Source organism: Thermomonas sp. (assembly GCF_041905325.1).
In the GTDB taxonomy this organism is placed as follows: Bacteria; Pseudomonadota; Gammaproteobacteria; order Xanthomonadales; family Xanthomonadaceae; genus Thermomonas.
In genome coordinates this window covers 101,152-116,116 of record NZ_JAYRLK010000002.1, presented here as the reverse complement: position 1 = coordinate 116,116, position 14,965 = coordinate 101,152, and the positions used below count along the sequence as shown (strand labels likewise).

At 68.0% G+C, this 14,965-nt stretch carries 13 protein-coding genes; 4 read left to right on the top strand and 9 right to left on the bottom strand.

From position 1 onward, the window contains the following. Nucleotides 1–184: 184 nt before the first annotated feature. From lolD to ACE3OK_RS02695, 8 genes are all read right to left on the bottom strand, one after another. On the bottom strand, nucleotides 185–877 hold the full coding sequence (gene lolD / locus ACE3OK_RS02730) for a lipoprotein-releasing ABC transporter ATP-binding protein LolD (RefSeq protein ID WP_374248004.1): 693 nt from the start codon (nucleotides 875–877) through the stop codon (nucleotides 185–187). Beyond that, entirely contained in the window at nucleotides 870–2,114 is a 1,245-nt protein-coding gene (locus ACE3OK_RS02725; protein ID WP_374248003.1) for a lipoprotein-releasing ABC transporter permease subunit, read from the bottom strand. Before ACE3OK_RS02725 ends, lolD begins: the two co-directional genes overlap by 8 nt. 426 nt (nucleotides 2,115–2,540) lie before the next feature. Further along, nucleotides 2,541–2,795 (bottom strand): succinate dehydrogenase assembly factor 2, encoded by a 255-nt coding sequence (locus ACE3OK_RS02720; protein ID WP_374248287.1) that lies wholly within the window; start codon nucleotides 2,793–2,795, stop codon nucleotides 2,541–2,543. 67 nt (nucleotides 2,796–2,862) lie between these two features. Further along, complete coding sequence (locus tag ACE3OK_RS02715) at nucleotides 2,863–3,648, bottom strand: succinate dehydrogenase iron-sulfur subunit (protein WP_374248002.1); 786 nt, start codon at nucleotides 3,646–3,648, stop codon at nucleotides 2,863–2,865. Nucleotides 3,649–3,666: 18 nt separating this feature from the next. Next, the gene (gene sdhA / locus ACE3OK_RS02710; RefSeq protein ID WP_374248001.1) at nucleotides 3,667–5,457 is read right to left on the bottom strand and encodes a succinate dehydrogenase flavoprotein subunit; all 1,791 of its coding nucleotides are present in this window, start codon (nucleotides 5,455–5,457) and stop codon (nucleotides 3,667–3,669) included. 6 nt (nucleotides 5,458–5,463) lie between these two features. Then, nucleotides 5,464–5,859: a succinate dehydrogenase, hydrophobic membrane anchor protein gene (gene sdhD, locus ACE3OK_RS02705; protein ID WP_374248000.1), complete on the bottom strand. Its 396-nt coding sequence runs from the start codon at nucleotides 5,857–5,859 to the stop codon at nucleotides 5,464–5,466. Further along, nucleotides 5,856–6,266 (bottom strand): succinate dehydrogenase, cytochrome b556 subunit, encoded by a 411-nt coding sequence (gene sdhC, locus ACE3OK_RS02700; protein ID WP_374247999.1) that lies wholly within the window; start codon nucleotides 6,264–6,266, stop codon nucleotides 5,856–5,858. The genes sdhD and sdhC overlap by 4 nt, the downstream gene beginning before the upstream one ends. Nucleotides 6,267–6,323: 57 nt before the next feature. Then, nucleotides 6,324–6,500: a DUF1674 domain-containing protein gene (locus ACE3OK_RS02695; protein WP_374247998.1), complete on the bottom strand. Its 177-nt coding sequence runs from the start codon at nucleotides 6,498–6,500 to the stop codon at nucleotides 6,324–6,326. Between the two features lie 40 nt (nucleotides 6,501–6,540). Here ACE3OK_RS02695 and ACE3OK_RS02690 point away from each other — a divergent pair, with 40 nt between their 5' ends. The 4 genes from ACE3OK_RS02690 to ACE3OK_RS02675 all read left to right on the top strand — a co-directional run bounded on the left by ACE3OK_RS02690 (nucleotide 6,541) and on the right by ACE3OK_RS02675 (nucleotide 14,207). After that, entirely contained in the window at nucleotides 6,541–7,395 is an 855-nt protein-coding gene (locus tag ACE3OK_RS02690; protein WP_374247997.1) for a folate-binding protein YgfZ, read from the top strand. Nucleotides 7,396–7,536: 141 nt separating this feature from the next. After that, nucleotides 7,537–10,848, top strand: coding sequence for an EAL domain-containing protein (locus ACE3OK_RS02685; protein ID WP_374247996.1), 3,312 nt, complete (start codon nucleotides 7,537–7,539; stop codon nucleotides 10,846–10,848). 89 nt (nucleotides 10,849–10,937) lie between these two features. Next, a complete protein-coding gene (locus ACE3OK_RS02680; RefSeq protein ID WP_374247995.1) occupies nucleotides 10,938–12,545 on the top strand; it encodes an FAD-dependent oxidoreductase in 1,608 nt (535 codons plus the stop codon). A 3-nt stretch (nucleotides 12,546–12,548) separates the two neighbouring features. Further along, the gene (locus ACE3OK_RS02675) at nucleotides 12,549–14,207 is read left to right on the top strand and encodes an acetolactate synthase large subunit (RefSeq protein WP_374247994.1); all 1,659 of its coding nucleotides are present in this window, start codon (nucleotides 12,549–12,551) and stop codon (nucleotides 14,205–14,207) included. Nucleotides 14,208–14,315: 108 nt separating this feature from the next. Here ACE3OK_RS02675 and ACE3OK_RS02670 read toward each other — a convergent pair whose 3' ends face one another. Continuing rightward, nucleotides 14,316–14,921, bottom strand: a complete 606-nt coding sequence (locus ACE3OK_RS02670; RefSeq protein ID WP_374248286.1) for a HutD family protein — start codon at nucleotides 14,919–14,921, stop codon at nucleotides 14,316–14,318. Between the last annotated feature and the right edge of the window lie 44 nt (nucleotides 14,922–14,965).

Below are 14,965 nucleotides of genomic sequence, written 5' to 3'. Positions count from 1 at the left end.
AACGGCAGCACCGCAGGGCGGGGGTGGAATGGACACCTGAGTGCGCTTGCAGCCATGCCACCAGCATCGGGGGCTGCGCCACCCCACGCCATCGGCGCTTGCAGCGCCGCCGGGTGGGAATACTCCGATCAGATCGCCGTCATTCGCGACACACCCAACCCTGCCACCCGGGCAGCGGCAGGTGTCATACCTCGCTGGCGGCCAAGGCGTGCAGCCGGCCCTCGCGCAACTCCAGTACCCGGTCGAGTTTGCGCGCCAACCGACGGTCGTGGGTCACCAGCACCAGGCTGGTGCCCTGTGCGCGGTTGAGCTCCAGCATCTGCGTAAACACGATTGCGGCGGTTTTCTCGTCGAGATTGCCGGTGGGCTCGTCACCCAGCACGCAGGCGGGGTTGTTGACCAGTGCCCGCGCCACCGCCGCGCGCTGGCGCTCGCCGCCGGACAACTCGCCGGGCTTGTGCGCCAGACGCTGCCCCAGCCCCACCGCTTCCAGCAATGCCTGCGCGCGCTGCCGCGCCTCCGCCGTGGGCTGTCCGGCCAGCAGCACCGGCATCATCACGTTTTCCAGCGCGGTGAACTCCGGCAGCAGGTGGTGGAACTGGTAGATGAAACCCAGTGCACGGTTGCGCAGGCGTCCGCGCGCGGCATCCGACAATTGGCTCATCCGCTGTCCGGCCACGAACACTTCGCCCGCCGAAGGCACGTCCAGACCGCCCAGCAGGTGCAGCAAGGTGCTCTTGCCAGCCCCGGACGCACCGAGGATGGCCACGGTTTCGCCGGCCTGCACGGCGAAATCCAGCCCGTCGAACACCGGTGTGTGCAGGGCGCCTTCGGCGTAGGTCTTGCCGAGGCGCTCGGCGCGGATCACGTCATTCATAGCGCAATGCCTCCGCAGGGGCCGTGCGCGCCGCGCGCCACGCGGGGTACAGGGTGGCGAGGAACGCCATCAGCAACGCGGCACCCACGATGGCGGCCACGTCGCCGGTCTGCATGTCGGTGGGCAGGCCGGTGATGTAGTACACGTCCTCGGGCAACAACTGCACGCCGAACAGCCTTTCGATGCCTTGCAGGATGCCGTTGAGGTTGAGCGTGAGGGTGATGCCGCCCACCAGCCCGACCACGGTGCCGATGACCCCGATGACGCAGCCCTGCACCATGAAGGTTTGCATCACCTGCCCCGGCGTCAGCCCCAGCGTGCGCAGGATGGCGATGTCGGCCTGCTTGTCGATCACCAGCATCACCTGCGAGTTCACCAGCGTGAAAGCCCCCATCAGGATGATCAGCGACAGCAGGATGGCCATCACCGTCTTTTCCATCTTCAGCGCACGGAACAGGTTGGCGTTGTCCTGGCTCCAGTCGCTGACCTGGTATGGCCCTTTCAGGTGCAGCGCCAGGTCGCGCGCCACCGCATAGGCCTGGTCCATGTCGTGCAGCTTCAGGCGCACACCGGTCACGCCCTCGCCCATCCGCAACACACGCTGCAGATCCGCCAGGTTGACCACCGCCAGACCCTTGTCGAATTCGTTGTAGCCGGCTTCGAAAATCCCGCTGACCTTGAACCGCTTCATGGTCTGCACGCCACCCACCGGCGTGCTGCGGAAATCCGCCAAGGTGACGATCACATCGTCGCCCACGCCCACCCCCAGCCACAGCGCCAGTTCGCGTCCCAGCACGATGTTGAAGCTGCCGGGCGTGAGCTGGGCCAGCGTGCCCTGCACCATCTTGCGCGGCAGCACCGACACCTTGCCTTCCTCGTCGGGCAACACGCCACGCAGCAGCGCCGGCTGGTTGTTGGGGCCGGACACCAACGCTTCCTTTTCGATGTAGGGGGCGGCACCCGCCACCCGTGGGTCACGCAGCGCCACCTGCACCGCATGCCGCCACTCCGGCAACGGCTCGCCATAGCCACTGACGGTGGCGTGCGCAGCCATGCCCAGCATGCGATCACGGATTTCCTTCTGGAAGCCGCTCATCACCGCCAGCGTGGTGATCAGCGCGGTGACGCCCAGTGCGATGCCGAGGATCGACGCCAGCGAAATGAACGAAATGAAGCCGTTGCGGCGTTTGGCGCGCAGGTAGCGCAGGCCGATGGCGACAGAGACGGGTTTGAACATCGCAAGCCTTTCCAAGTGACCGCCTATCCTGCCACCGATGTCCCCCCGGGCGCAGCTTCCCGCTGCAACATGGCCAGTCGCAGTTCACGTCGCTGCGCGGCATCCAGCGTGTCCGGCCAGAACACCCGCCGCTGCGTGCGGCCTTCCGGCGTGCGCCAGCAAAGGAACGCCCACGGCCCGCGCCAGCGGACCTGCAGTGCCCGGATGCACGCGCCATCGCATTGCGCGGGCGCGCCGGATGCGGGTATCCACACGGCACAGCCCTCCTGCCGCGCATAACGGCGCGCATCGCCGATACCCCACGCCCATGCAGCCACGGCCAATGGCGCTGCCAAACCGAAGGACAGGTCACAGGCAAGCAACGCCCACGCCGCCAACGGGCCAAGCAACAGCAACACCCCCTCGCACAGGCGCGAGGGCCGCCACTCAAGGCGGCAGGCTGCGGATGCGTTCGACGAGCGCTGCGATTTCGACATCCTCCGACACCTCATGGCCCAGGAACCAGCGCCAGAGTTTGTCGTCTTCGGTGTCCAGCAGCCGCAGGAAAACCGCCCGCTCGCAGATAGGGCTTTGCCGCCATGCGCGTTCCAGCCAGCGGTCCAGCAACTGGTCGAGTTCACGCATGCCGCGCCGGCAGCGCCAGCGGAGTTTCTTCAGTTCGGTCTCGTCCTGGGTCTGCATCGCCACTCGCAACATCGCCACCCCGCGACGGCGGGGATGGCGGGAACAGTCTCCTGAAGAGGCTTCGTCAGACCTTGCGGGCCACCATCAGCTTCTTGATTTCCGCAATCGCCTTGGCCGGGTTCAAACCCTTCGGGCAGGTGCGCGCGCAGTTCATGATGGTGTGGCAGCGGTACAGCTTGAACGGGTCTTCCAACTCGTCCAAGCGTGCACCGGTGTCTTCATCGCGGGAGTCGACGATCCACCGATAGGCCTGCAGCAGGATCGCCGGGCCCAGGTAGCGGTCGCCGTTCCACCAGTAGCTGGGGCAGGACGTGGAGCAGCAGGCGCACAGGATGCACTCGTACAGGCCGTCGAGCTTCTTGCGGTCTTCCGGCGACTGCAGGCGCTCGCGATCCGGCGGCGCCGGGGTCTGCGTGCGCAGCCACGGGCGGATGCTGGCGTGCTGGGCGTAGAAATGGCTGAGATCGGGCACCAAGTCCTTGACCACCGGCATGTGCGGCAGCGGGTAGATCGGCACTTCGCCCTTGCCGCCGCAACTGTCGATGGCGCAGATGCAGGCCAGCGTGTTGGTGCCGTCGATGTTCATCGCGCACGAACCGCAGATACCCTCGCGGCAGGAGCGGCGGAAGGTCAGGGTGGGGTCGATCTCGTTCTTGATCTTGATCAGCGCGTCCAGCACCATCGGCCCGCATTTGTCGAGGTCGATTTCGTAGGTGTCGGTACGCGGGTTGTGGTCGTCGTCCGGGCTCCAGCGATAGATCTTGAAGGTGCGGGTGTTCTTCGCATCCTTCGCCGGGAAGTGCTTGCCCTTGGTGATCTTCGAGTTCTTCGGGAGGGTGAATTCAGCCATGGTCGTGTTCGCTCCCGGTCAGTAAACGCGCGGCTTGGGCGGCACCACCGCCACATCGCTGCTCAGTGTGTACATGTGCACCGGGCGGAAGTCGAAGCTGCAATTCCCCTTCTCGTCCACGGTCACCAGCGTGTGCTTCTGCCAGTTGGCGTCGTCGCGCTCGGGGAAGTCTTCGTGCGCGTGCGCGCCACGGCTTTCCTTGCGCTGCTCGGCCGAATTGATGGTGGCCACCGCATTGATCAGCAGGTTGTTGAGCTCGTAGGTTTCGATCAGGTCCGAGTTCCACACCAGCGAGCGATCGGACACTTTCACGTCTTGGAACGAGTCGAACACCCGCGCCATCTTCTGGCAGCCTTCCTTCAGCGTCTGGCTGGTGCGGAACACCGCCGCATCGGCTTGCATGGTGCGCTGCATGTTGTCGCGGATGACCGCGGTGGGGGTGTCGCCGTTGGCGTGGCGCAGCTTGTCCAGCAGGCCCAGCGCCTTGTCGCAGGCATCACTGGCCAGCGTCTTGTGCGGCGCACCGGGCTTGATGGTGTCGGCGCAGCGGTTGGCCACCGCGCGGCCAAACACCACCAGGTCCAGCAGCGAATTGGAGCCGAGGCGGTTGCCGCCGTGCACCGACACGCAGGCCGCTTCGCCGATCGCGTACAGGCCCGGCACCACGGCGTCGTTGTCGCCGCCGACCTTGCGCACCACTTCGCCGTGGTAATTGGTGGGGATGCCACCCATGTTGTAGTGGACGGTGGGGATGACCGGGATCGGCTGCTTGTGCACGTCCACGCCGGCGAAGATCTTCGCGCTTTCGGCGATGCCGGGCAGGCGTTCGTCGATCACGCCGGGGCCGAGGTGGGTCAGGTCCAGCAGGATGTGGTCCTTGTGCTCGCCGACGCCGCGACCCTCACGGATTTCGATGGTCATCGAACGCGACACCACGTCGCGCGAAGCCAAATCCTTGTAATGCGGGGCGTAGCGTTCCATGAAGCGCTCGCCATTGCTGTTGCGCAGGATGCCGCCCTCGCCGCGCACGCCCTCGGTGATCAAACAACCCGCGCCATAGATGCCGGTGGGGTGGAACTGCACGAATTCCATGTCCTGCAACGGCAGGCCCGCACGCGCCACCAAACCGCCACCGTCGCCGGTGCAGGTGTGCGCCGAAGTGGCACTGAAATATGCGCGGCCGTAACCGCCGGTGGCCAGCACCACGCCATGGGCGCGGAACAGGTGCAGGGTGCCTTCGGCCATGTCCAGCGCCAGCACGCCGCGGCAGGCGCCTTCCTCGTCGAAGATCAGGTCCAGCGCGAAGTACTCGATCATGAACCGCGCATCGTGCGCCAGCGCCTGCTGGTACAGGGTGTGCAGCATGGCGTGGCCGGTGCGGTCGGCGGCCGCGCAGGTGCGTTGCGCCGACGGGCCCTCGCCGTACTTGGTGGTCATGCCGCCGAACGGGCGCTGGTAGATCCTGCCGTCCTCGGTGCGCGAGAACGGTACGCCGTAGTGCTCCAGCTCGATCACCGCCGGGATGGCCTCGCGGCACATGTACTCGATGGCGTCCTGGTCGCCCAGCCAGTCGCCACCCTTGACGGTGTCGTAGAAGTGGTAGCGCCAGTCGTCTTCGCCCATGTTGGCCAGCGCCGCCGCGATCCCGCCCTGCGCGGCCACGGTGTGGCTGCGGGTGGGGAAGACCTTGGTGATGCACGCGGTTTGCAGGCCTTTGGCGGCCAGGCCGAAGGTGGCGCGCAGGCCGGCACCGCCGGCACCGACCACGATCATGTCGAATTTGTGTTCCTGGATCTTGTAAGCGGCCATCGCGGATCAGCTCCCGAGTGCGATGCGCAGCACCGCAAGCACGCCGGCCACGGCCGCCAGCGCGCAAATGAAAAGATTGGCCAGATGCGCCACGAGGGCCGTCATCGGCGTGTGGATGTAGTCTTCGATGATGACCTGCAAGCCCAGCCGCGCATGCCAGAACATGCCGCAGAGGAACACCACCAGCACCGCGGCATTGACCGGGTCGGCCACCAGCCCGTGGATGATGGCGAACTCCGCGGTGCGCAAAGACAGCAACATCCCCAGCAGCCACAGCCCGGACAGGCCGGTGGCCACCGCGGTGACCCGCTGCCAGATGAAATGCTGGGTGCCGTCCTTCGCGCTGCCCAGCCCCAGCGCGCGCTTCATCGGCGTGCGCAGATCGTTCCCGTTGCCGCTCATACCTGCCCCCAATGCATCAGCACGATGCCCCAGCCCAGCGCGGTCAGCAGCACGCTGCCGATGACCGAGACCCAGCTGCTGCGCACGAAATCGGGAATGGCAAAACCATGCCCGGTGTCCTGCACCAGATGGCGGATGCCATTGACGAGGTGGTAGGCCAGCGCCCAGCTGACACCCAGCAACAGCAGCCGGCCCAACGGGCCGCCGAGGCAGGCGGTGAAGCCGTCCCAGCGCGTCTGCCCGGCCGCCAGTGCCGCCAAGCCGTAAACGAAGGCCAAGGCGCCGCCGGCGAGGATCACGCCGGTGATGCGGTGGGTGATGGACGTCATCATCTGCACCTGCTTGCGGTAGACCTGCAGGTGCGGTGACAGCGGACGTTCGCGAACGCGTGATTCAGGAGCAGCCATAAGCGGTGCGCTCTCCGGGAGTGGGCGGCTTGCGCCGGGGGACAACGACGGGGGAACTCAAAAATCGATGCAGCGGCCGTTCTTTTCCCAATCGCCGTAGCGGGTGGGATCCGGGCCTTCGCGCCCGCCGTATTCGGGCGCACGCGGTGCCGGCGATACCGGGGGCTGCCCGCTGTCGGCCGCGGGGCCGGAGGGCGGGGCCGGTTCCGGGGGCACGCCGGGTTGGCCTATCATCGACACGTTCATGATCCGGCAAGTTTACGACCCTCAAGCAATGCACGACAACCCGCACACCGCGCCCATGCACGAATTCCACCTGCCCGGGCACGCCGTGCTGGCCCTGCGCGGGCGCGATTCGGTCTCATTCGCGCAATCGCAATTCATGAATGACGTCACCGCCCTGGCCGACGGCCAGTGGCAATGGAATGGCTGGCTGAACGCCAAGGGCCGCGTGATCGCACTGTTTGCCCTGCTGCGGCTGGCCCCGGAGACCCTGTGGCTGCTGCTGCCGGATGCCGATGCCGCCACCCTGTCGGCACAACTCCAGCGCTATGTGTTTCGCAGCAAGGTGGCGCTGGAAGTGCTGCCGCAACGCATCCATGGGCGTTTCGGCCCGCCCGGCCATGCCGGCGGCGCAACGCTTGCCGTACTTGCCGACGGCACGGTGGAGCTGGACATGACCGCGAACGGCGGCCCGCGCACGCTCACGATCGGCAGCTCCTGCTGCTCCGATGACGCCGACGCCGTCGCACGCTGGCAGGCCTGCGACCTCCGGCACGGCCTGCCGCACCTGCCCGCGCCCCAGGTGGAACGCTGGACCCCGCAACAACTCTCGTTGCAGCACCTGCACGCCTTCAGCGTGAAGAAGGGCTGTTACCCGGGACAGGAAATCGTCGCCCGCACCCATTTCCTTGGCCAGGCCAAGCGTGGGCTGACGCTGCTGGAGGGCGAGGCCACGCTGGCCGCCGGGCTGGCGGTATGCGCCGATGGCCAGGCCCTGGGCGAAGTCGTGTCGGCCATGGGCGCCTGGGGGCTGGCGGTACTGCCCACCGAATGCACCGACCGGGCATTGCGGGCCGGGGACACCCCCGTTCGCGCACATTCGCTGGCGGACGGCCTCGCCCGCTGAGCGCACAATCGCGGCCTGCGTCGCAAATCCGCGCATTCATTCTCGCCACGACCGCCGATGGTGCCGTCTGTCGTGTAAATGTCTGAGGCTTCCAGCCGTTAACGCCTGAGGAACTGCCACCACGTGAATGCCGGAGGCCGCATGCGGGGAAGCTTGGGCTCGGTTGCCGGCCTGTGCGCGTTGCTGGCGTGCCTGCATCCGGCGCGGGCTGCCCCCGGGCAGGCGGTGTCCCCGTCCCCCCCCCTGCTGCGCGTGGTGGGCGACAACAGCTACCCGCCCTACATGTTCACCGATGCCGACGGCCGCCTGCAGGGCTACGAAGTCGACATGTGGCGGCTGTTCCAACGCCACACCGGGATACGGGTGGAACTGCTGCCCGCCAGCTGGGCCACCGCCCAGCGCGACGTGATATCCGGCCGGGCCGACGTGATCGGGATGATCTTCCGCACCCCCGACCGGGAAACGCTCTACGATTTCTCCGCGCCCTACTCCACCCTGCCGGTGGGCATCTACGTGGACCGCCGCATTCCCGGCGTGCATGACGTGGCATCGCTGAAGGGGCTGGCGGTCGGGGTCGAACATGGCGATGCCTGCGCGGACAAACTGCGCGAACAGGGCGTTGCCAGCCTGCAGGAATTCCCCGACTACCGCAGCATGATCAAGGCCGCCAGCAGCGGCCACCTGCGCATCTTCTGCTCCGAGGAAAACCCGGCCAACTACTACCTCTACCGGGACTCCTCGCTGGATCGGTTCGAACGGGCCTTCGTGCTCTACGAAGGGCAGTTCCACCATGCCGTGCGCAAGGGCAACACCCCCGTTCTGGCCACGGTCGAGCGCGGCATGGCCATGATCACCCCGCAGGAACGCCAGGCATTGCGGGAAAAATGGCTGGCTCGCCCGCGCATCTTCACATCATGGATGCGCATGACCGGCATCGCGGTGGGCATCGGGCTGGGCGTGCTGGTGCTCATGACGCTGTGGATCTGGGTGCTGGGGCGCAGCGTGCAGGCGCGCACCCGCGAGATCGCCGCGAGCGAAAACAAGCTGCGCGCCCTGTTCGACGCCAGCCCGGATGCGATGTGGGTGAAGGATTTGTCGGGCATTTATCGCGAATGCAACGACCGCACGCTGGACATCCTCGGCATCGACCGCAAGCAACTCATCGGCCAATCCGACCATGCGCTGTTCCCGCCCGAGGAATTGCCCGAGGTGCTGGGAACCGACCTGCAGGCCATCCAGACCGGCGAAACCCGGATCTTCTGCGCGAACAATACGGTGGCCGACGGCAGCCAGAAACACCTGGAGGTCATCAAGGTGCCGCTGAAGGGGGCCGATGGCGCGGTCATGGGCATCCTCGGCGTTGCCCGCGACATCACCGCCCGGGCCAGGATGGAGGACCAACTTCGCCTGTGGGCACACGCTTTCCAGTATGCCGCCTTCGGCGTGGTGATCTTCGACGCGCGCAGACAGCAGATCATGATGGCCAACCCCTCCTTCGCCCGCGATCGCGGCTACACGCAGGAGGAAATGGCGGGCATGCCGGTGGATGCGCTGTACCCACCCGACCTGGTGGAGGATCGGCGACGGGTGCGCCAGGAAATCAACGCCCAGGAACACACCGTGGTGGAAACCGAGCACATCGCGCGCGACGGGCGACGCTTCCCGGTGCAGCTGGACATCTCCATTTCGCGCGACGCCGAGGGGCAGCCGCAATACGTGATCGTCTACGCGCAGGACATCGGCCAGCGCAAGCAGGACGAAAGCGAACTGCGGCTGGCGGCGGTGGCCTTCCAGACCCTGGAAGCGATGCTGGTACTGGATGCCGGCGGCGTGATCCAGCGCGTCAACGCGGCCTTCACCATCCTCACCGGCTTCGAAGCGGAGGAAGCACTGGGCAAGGAGATGGCCAGCCTGCTGGACCCGCAGCAGGACAACGGCGCGCTGCAACGGCTGTGGGCGCAGGTGCGGCGCGAGGATTTCTGGCTGGGCGAGCAATGGGTGGCGGTCAAGCGCGGCCAGCCCAGGATCGCGCGACTGGAAATCTCCGCGGTCCCGGACGACAGCGGCAAGGCGATGCACTACGTCTGCGCGATGACCGACCTGACCAGCGAGCGCGAGGCACATGCCCGTGCCGAGCACATGGCCTTCTTCGATGCGCTTACCGACTTGCCCAACCGCAATTTCCTGACCGACCGCCTGCAACACGTGTTGATGGACGACACCGTGACCACCGGCGCGCTGCTGTTGATCGATCTCGATCACTTCAAGCGGGTCAACGACCTGCGCGGGCATGCCACCGGCGATCGCCTGCTGGCTTTCATCGCCCAGCGCCTGCGTGCGCTGCTGGGGGAAAACGACGTGCTGGGCCGTTTCAGCGGCGGCACCTTCGCGGTATTGCTGCCGTGCAAGGCACACCAGCCGGAACCTTGCGACACCTTCGCGCCACGCTTCGCCGAGCGCGTCCGCGAGGCCCTGCGCGAACCGTTCTGGCTGGGCAGCACCGCCCCCATTTCGATCACCGTCAGCATCGGCTGGACCAAATTGCATCCGCACCAGGGCACCGCCGATGCCGCGTTCAAGGAGGTGGAACTGGCGATGTACGCCGCCAAGACCGCCGGGCGCGACAAGGTGCAGCGCTTCGATCCGTCGATGCTGACGTCGCTGGAACACCAGGAAGCGTTGGCCAGCGAGCTGTTGAGCGCGGTGGCGGGCGACATCGGCGGGCTGGACCTGCACATGCAATTGCAGATCGACCGCGCCGGCCACGCGGTCGGGGCCGAGGCCCTGCTGCGCTTCACCCGCCCGGATGGCAGCCGGGTGCCGCCGGATGTCTTCATCCCGATGGCCGAACAAAGCGGCCTGATCCTGCCCTTGGGCGACTGGGTGCTGCAGCGCGCCTGCGAGCGGCTGGTGCAATGGTCCGGCAACGTGTTGACGCGGGAGCTGTCGCTGGCCGTCAACGTCAGTGCGCGGCAGTTCGCCCAGCCCGGCTTCGTCGATGACGTGCAGCATGCGCTGGCCCACAGCGGGGCCAACCCCGCCCGGCTCAAGCTGGAGATCACCGAAACCGCGATCATCGGTGACCTGGATGAAATCGCCGCCAAACTGCGCCAGTTGCGTGAAATGGGCATCCGCATTTCCCTGGATGACTTCGGTACCGGTTATTCCTCGCTGGCCTACCTCTCGCGGCTGCCACTGGACCAACTCAAGATCGACCGTTCCTTCATCAGCCGGTTGCCGGAAGAAGACAACGACGCCACCGTGTCGCAGACCATCATCGGCATGGGCCGGGGACTGGGCCTGGAAGTGATCGCCGAAGGCGTGGAAACCGAAGCGCAACGTGATTTCCTGGCCATGCACGGCTGCGATGCCTTCCAAGGCTATCTGTTCGCCCGCCCGTTGCCGTTGGCGGAGTTCGAGACCCTGCTGCTGCAGCACGCCCGCGCGGCCTGACCCGCGCGCCACATCGCGGCGAAAACCGCTATCGTGCCCTGCGCCGTACCATCCGGTACGTTGCCAACGACCTGGCTGGGAATCGCGGCATGGCAGCACTGCAAACGGACGTGGTGGTCATCGGCGGCGGCCTCGCCGGCATCGTGGCCGCGCTGGAAGCCCTGCGCGGCGGCCAGCGCGTGGTGCTGGTGGACCGCGACACGCCGGAGCGCTTCGGCGGGTTGGCGCTGTGGGCGTTCGGTGGCATGGCGCTGGTGGGCACGCCGCTGCAGGCGCGCAAGAAGATCGCCGACTCGCCCGAGCGCGCGTTCGCCGACTGGATGCGCTTCGGCGAACTCGACCCGTCCGACACCCACGCCACCGCATGGGCCCGCCATTACGTGGAGCGCTCGCGCCCCGACGTGCACGACTGGCTGCAGGCGCACGGCATCACGTTCATGCCGGCGGTGAACTGGGTGGAACGCGGGCGCGACGGCGACGGCAACTCCGTGCCGCGCTACCACGTGGTCTGGGGGACGTCGCGCGAACTCGCCCGACGGATGATCGCGGCGCTGCGCGAGGCCGGCGCGAGCGGCAAGCTCGTCCTGCTGCATCGCCATCGCGCCACCGCGCTGGAGACCGTCGACGGCCGCATGGCTGGCGTCCTAGCCGTCGATGAGGGCAGCGGCAGGGAAACCCGCATCGACGCACCGGTGGTGGTGCTGGCCACCGGCGGCCTCAACGGCGGCCATGCCGAAACGCGCCGCAACTGGCCGGCGGACCGTCCGCGGCCGGCGACCATGCTCAACGGCGCGCACCCGTTCGCCGACGGCGCCATGCACCACGCCGCCGAAACGCTGGGCGGGCAGATCGTCCGCGCCGGCGAGATGTGGAACTACGCCGCCGGCTTCCCGCATCCGTTCCCGCATTTCGAGGGCCACGGGCTGTCCGCGATCCCCTGCAAGTCGGCGCTGTGGCTGGACCACACGGGCCGGCGCATCGGCCCGGAGCCGCTGGTGACCGGCTTCGACACGCACTGGCTGTGCCAGCGGGTGGCCGAGCAGGAACGACCGTGGACCTGGCACCTGCTCAACTGGCGCATCGCCGCCAAGGAATTCGCGATCTCCGGGGCCGAGCACAACCCGCGCATCCGCGACAAGCAATTCCTGCGCTTCCTCAAGGAGACGCTGCTGGGCAACCACCGGCTGGTGCGGCAGATGCAGCGCGAGAGTCCCCACTTCCTGGTCGACGACACGCTGGCCGGGCTGGCGGACCGGATGAACGCCCTGACCTGCTCGCACGACGTCGACCCGGCCACGCTGCAGGCCACCGCCGATGCCTTCGATGCACACTTCGCACCGGGCGCGACCCCGGAAGACGACCCGCAGGTCCGCCGCATCCTGCACGCGCGCCAGTGGGGCCCGGACCGCCTGCGTACCTGCAAGCCCGCGCCGTTGCAGCAACCGGGTGCCGGGCCGTACATCGCCATCCACATGCAGCTGATCACCCGCAAGAGCCTGGGCGGGCTGCGCACCGACCTGCACAGCCGCGTGCTGGACGCGGACGGAGCGCCGATCCCGGGACTGTACTGCGTGGGCGAGGCCGCCGGCTTCGGCGGCGGCGGCGCCTGCGGCAAGCGTTCGCTGGAGGGCACCTTCCTGCCCGGCTGCATCCTCACCGCGCGCGCCGCCGCGCATGCCATCGTGACCGGAGCCTGAGCCATGAACGGCGCCCATGCCCTGATGAAGACCCTCGCCGACGCCGGCATCGAGGTCTGCTTCTCCAACCCCGGCACCAGCGAGATGCACTTCGTCGCCGCACTCGACGCCGAACCGCGCATGCGCGCGGTGCTGACACTGTTCGAGGGCGTCGCCACCGGCGCCGCCGACGGCTATGCGCGGATGGCCGGCAAGCCGGCCGCCACCCTGTTGCACCTGGGCTGCGGGCTGGGCAACGGCCTCGCCAACCTGCACAACGCACGCAAGGGCAAGGTGCCGGTGGTCAACATCGTCGGCGACCACGCCACCCACCACGTACCGTTCGACGCCCAGCTGCAGTCCGACATCGAGACCGTGGCGCGCAACGTCTCGCCCGGCTTCGTGCGCACCTCGCAGGACACGGCGTCGCTGTGCACGGATGCGGTGGACGCGATCCGCGCGGCGCGCGGCCTGCCCGGCCAGGTGGCGACGCTGATCCTGCCGGCCGACGTCAGCTGGGGCGACGGCGGCACGCCCTGCCCGCCGCCGCCGCCGCCCGCCCCATCGCCGGCGGACGACGCCACCGTGGCCGCCATCGCAAGCGCCATCCGCGGCGGCGGCAAGGCCGCGCTGCTGCTGGGCGGCCAGGCGCTGCGCGAACCGGCGCTGTTGGCCGCCGCGCGCATCGCCGCGCAGTGCGGCGTGAAACTGTTCTGCGAGGTCTTTCCGACCCGGCTGGAGCGCGGTGCCGGCCTGCCGGCGGTGGAACGCATCGCCTACCTGGCGGAACTGGCGACGCTGCAGTTGACCGGCATCGAGCACCTGATCCTGGTGGATGCCAAACCGCCGGTGTCGTTCTTCGCCTATCCCGGCAAGGCCAGCGACCTGGTGCCCGAGGGCTGCGCCCTACATGCGCTGGCGACGCCGGCGCAGGACGCCACCGCGAGTCTCGAGAAGCTCGCCGCCGCGCTGGGCGCCGTGCAGGCCGCGCCCGCGCTGCAACCCGCCGCGCGTCCCGCGCGCCCGCGCGGCCGCCTCACCGCCGCCAAGGTCTGCAAGGCCGTGGGTCACCTGCTGCCGGAGCGCGCCATCGTCATCGACGAGGCGATCACCTCCGGCCTGCTGCTCGGCACGATGACCGCCGGCGCGCCGCGCCACGACCTGCTCACCCTCACCGGCGGCGCCATCGGGCAGGCCCTGCCGAACGCGGTGGGCGCGGCCATCGCCTGCCCGGACCGCCCGGTCCTCGCGCTGGTCGGCGACGGCAGCGCGATGTACACGCTGCAGGCGCTGTGGACGATGGCGCGCGAGCGCCTCGACGTCACCACGATCCTCTTCAACAACGCCAGCTATTCGGTGCTCAACGTCGAACTGGAACGCGTGGGCGCCGACGCCGCGCCGGGCCCCAAGGCCCGCTCGCAGCTGGACCTGCACGGCCCGGTACTGGACTTCTGCCGGCTGGCGCAGGGCATGGGCGTGCACGCCGCCCGCGCGGACACGGCGGAGAGCTTCTGCAAGGCGCTGGAGTACGCGCTGGCGCATCCCGGCCCGCACCTCATCGAGGCCGTGGTGCCGGAGTCGCTGGGCGGCGCCAAGCGCCGCGTGCTGCCGTGGCTGCTGCGTTCACTGCCCGGCCTGCCCTTGCCGGTGGCAAGGGCGCTGAAGCGCAAGATCGCGCCTTGAAAAAAAAGTGCGGCACATCCCTGTGCCGCAGCGGAGCCGGTTCCTTCGACACCGCCTTTGAAAGCAACCCTGGGGATGAAGGGCTGAGCAAAGCCGTCCCGGCTTTGCTCAAGCCTCCAGACGTGACACCCGCAGCAACAAGACCTCGCCATTGCCATCCAATGCATAGCGGGTACGCTTCCCCGACCCCGGTTCCAGCACGGCGGTATCCCCCGCCTCCATCTCGCCCACGTGGGCCTCCATGCTGCACTGCATGGATCCGGCCAGCTGATGCACCACCCAGGTTTCACCGGGAGCCACGAACAGCACCATCGGCCCGACCAATGGACGCCGCCACAGCTGTGCGTCCACCGCGCCGCGCTTCCACATCACGTTGAAGTCGCGGGTGGGGCCATCCAGCAATTCGCCCACCAGTGAGCGATCCCCCGAGAAGTGCAGCGCGCCGTGCGGCTGCAGCAACTCATGCACCAGGCCATCATCGAAGCGCAGGCGCAAGCCATGCCCCCCCAGCAACACCAACTGCCGTTCCACGCCCGGGAAGACCGAAAAAGCGGCGTCGGTTTCGATGTCGGCAATCGACAGCCGCCAGTCCCAATCCTCGACATCCGGCACCCGCAGGATCTCCGATGTCTGGCCCGCGCCGTTCTTCCACCGCATCCTGCGGTAGTCGGCTGCGCGCAGGATGCGGAACGTGGGTGGCAGGGGGTCAATCATCGCGGCGACATGAGCAGGGGTCTTGCACATGGTATCCAGCATCG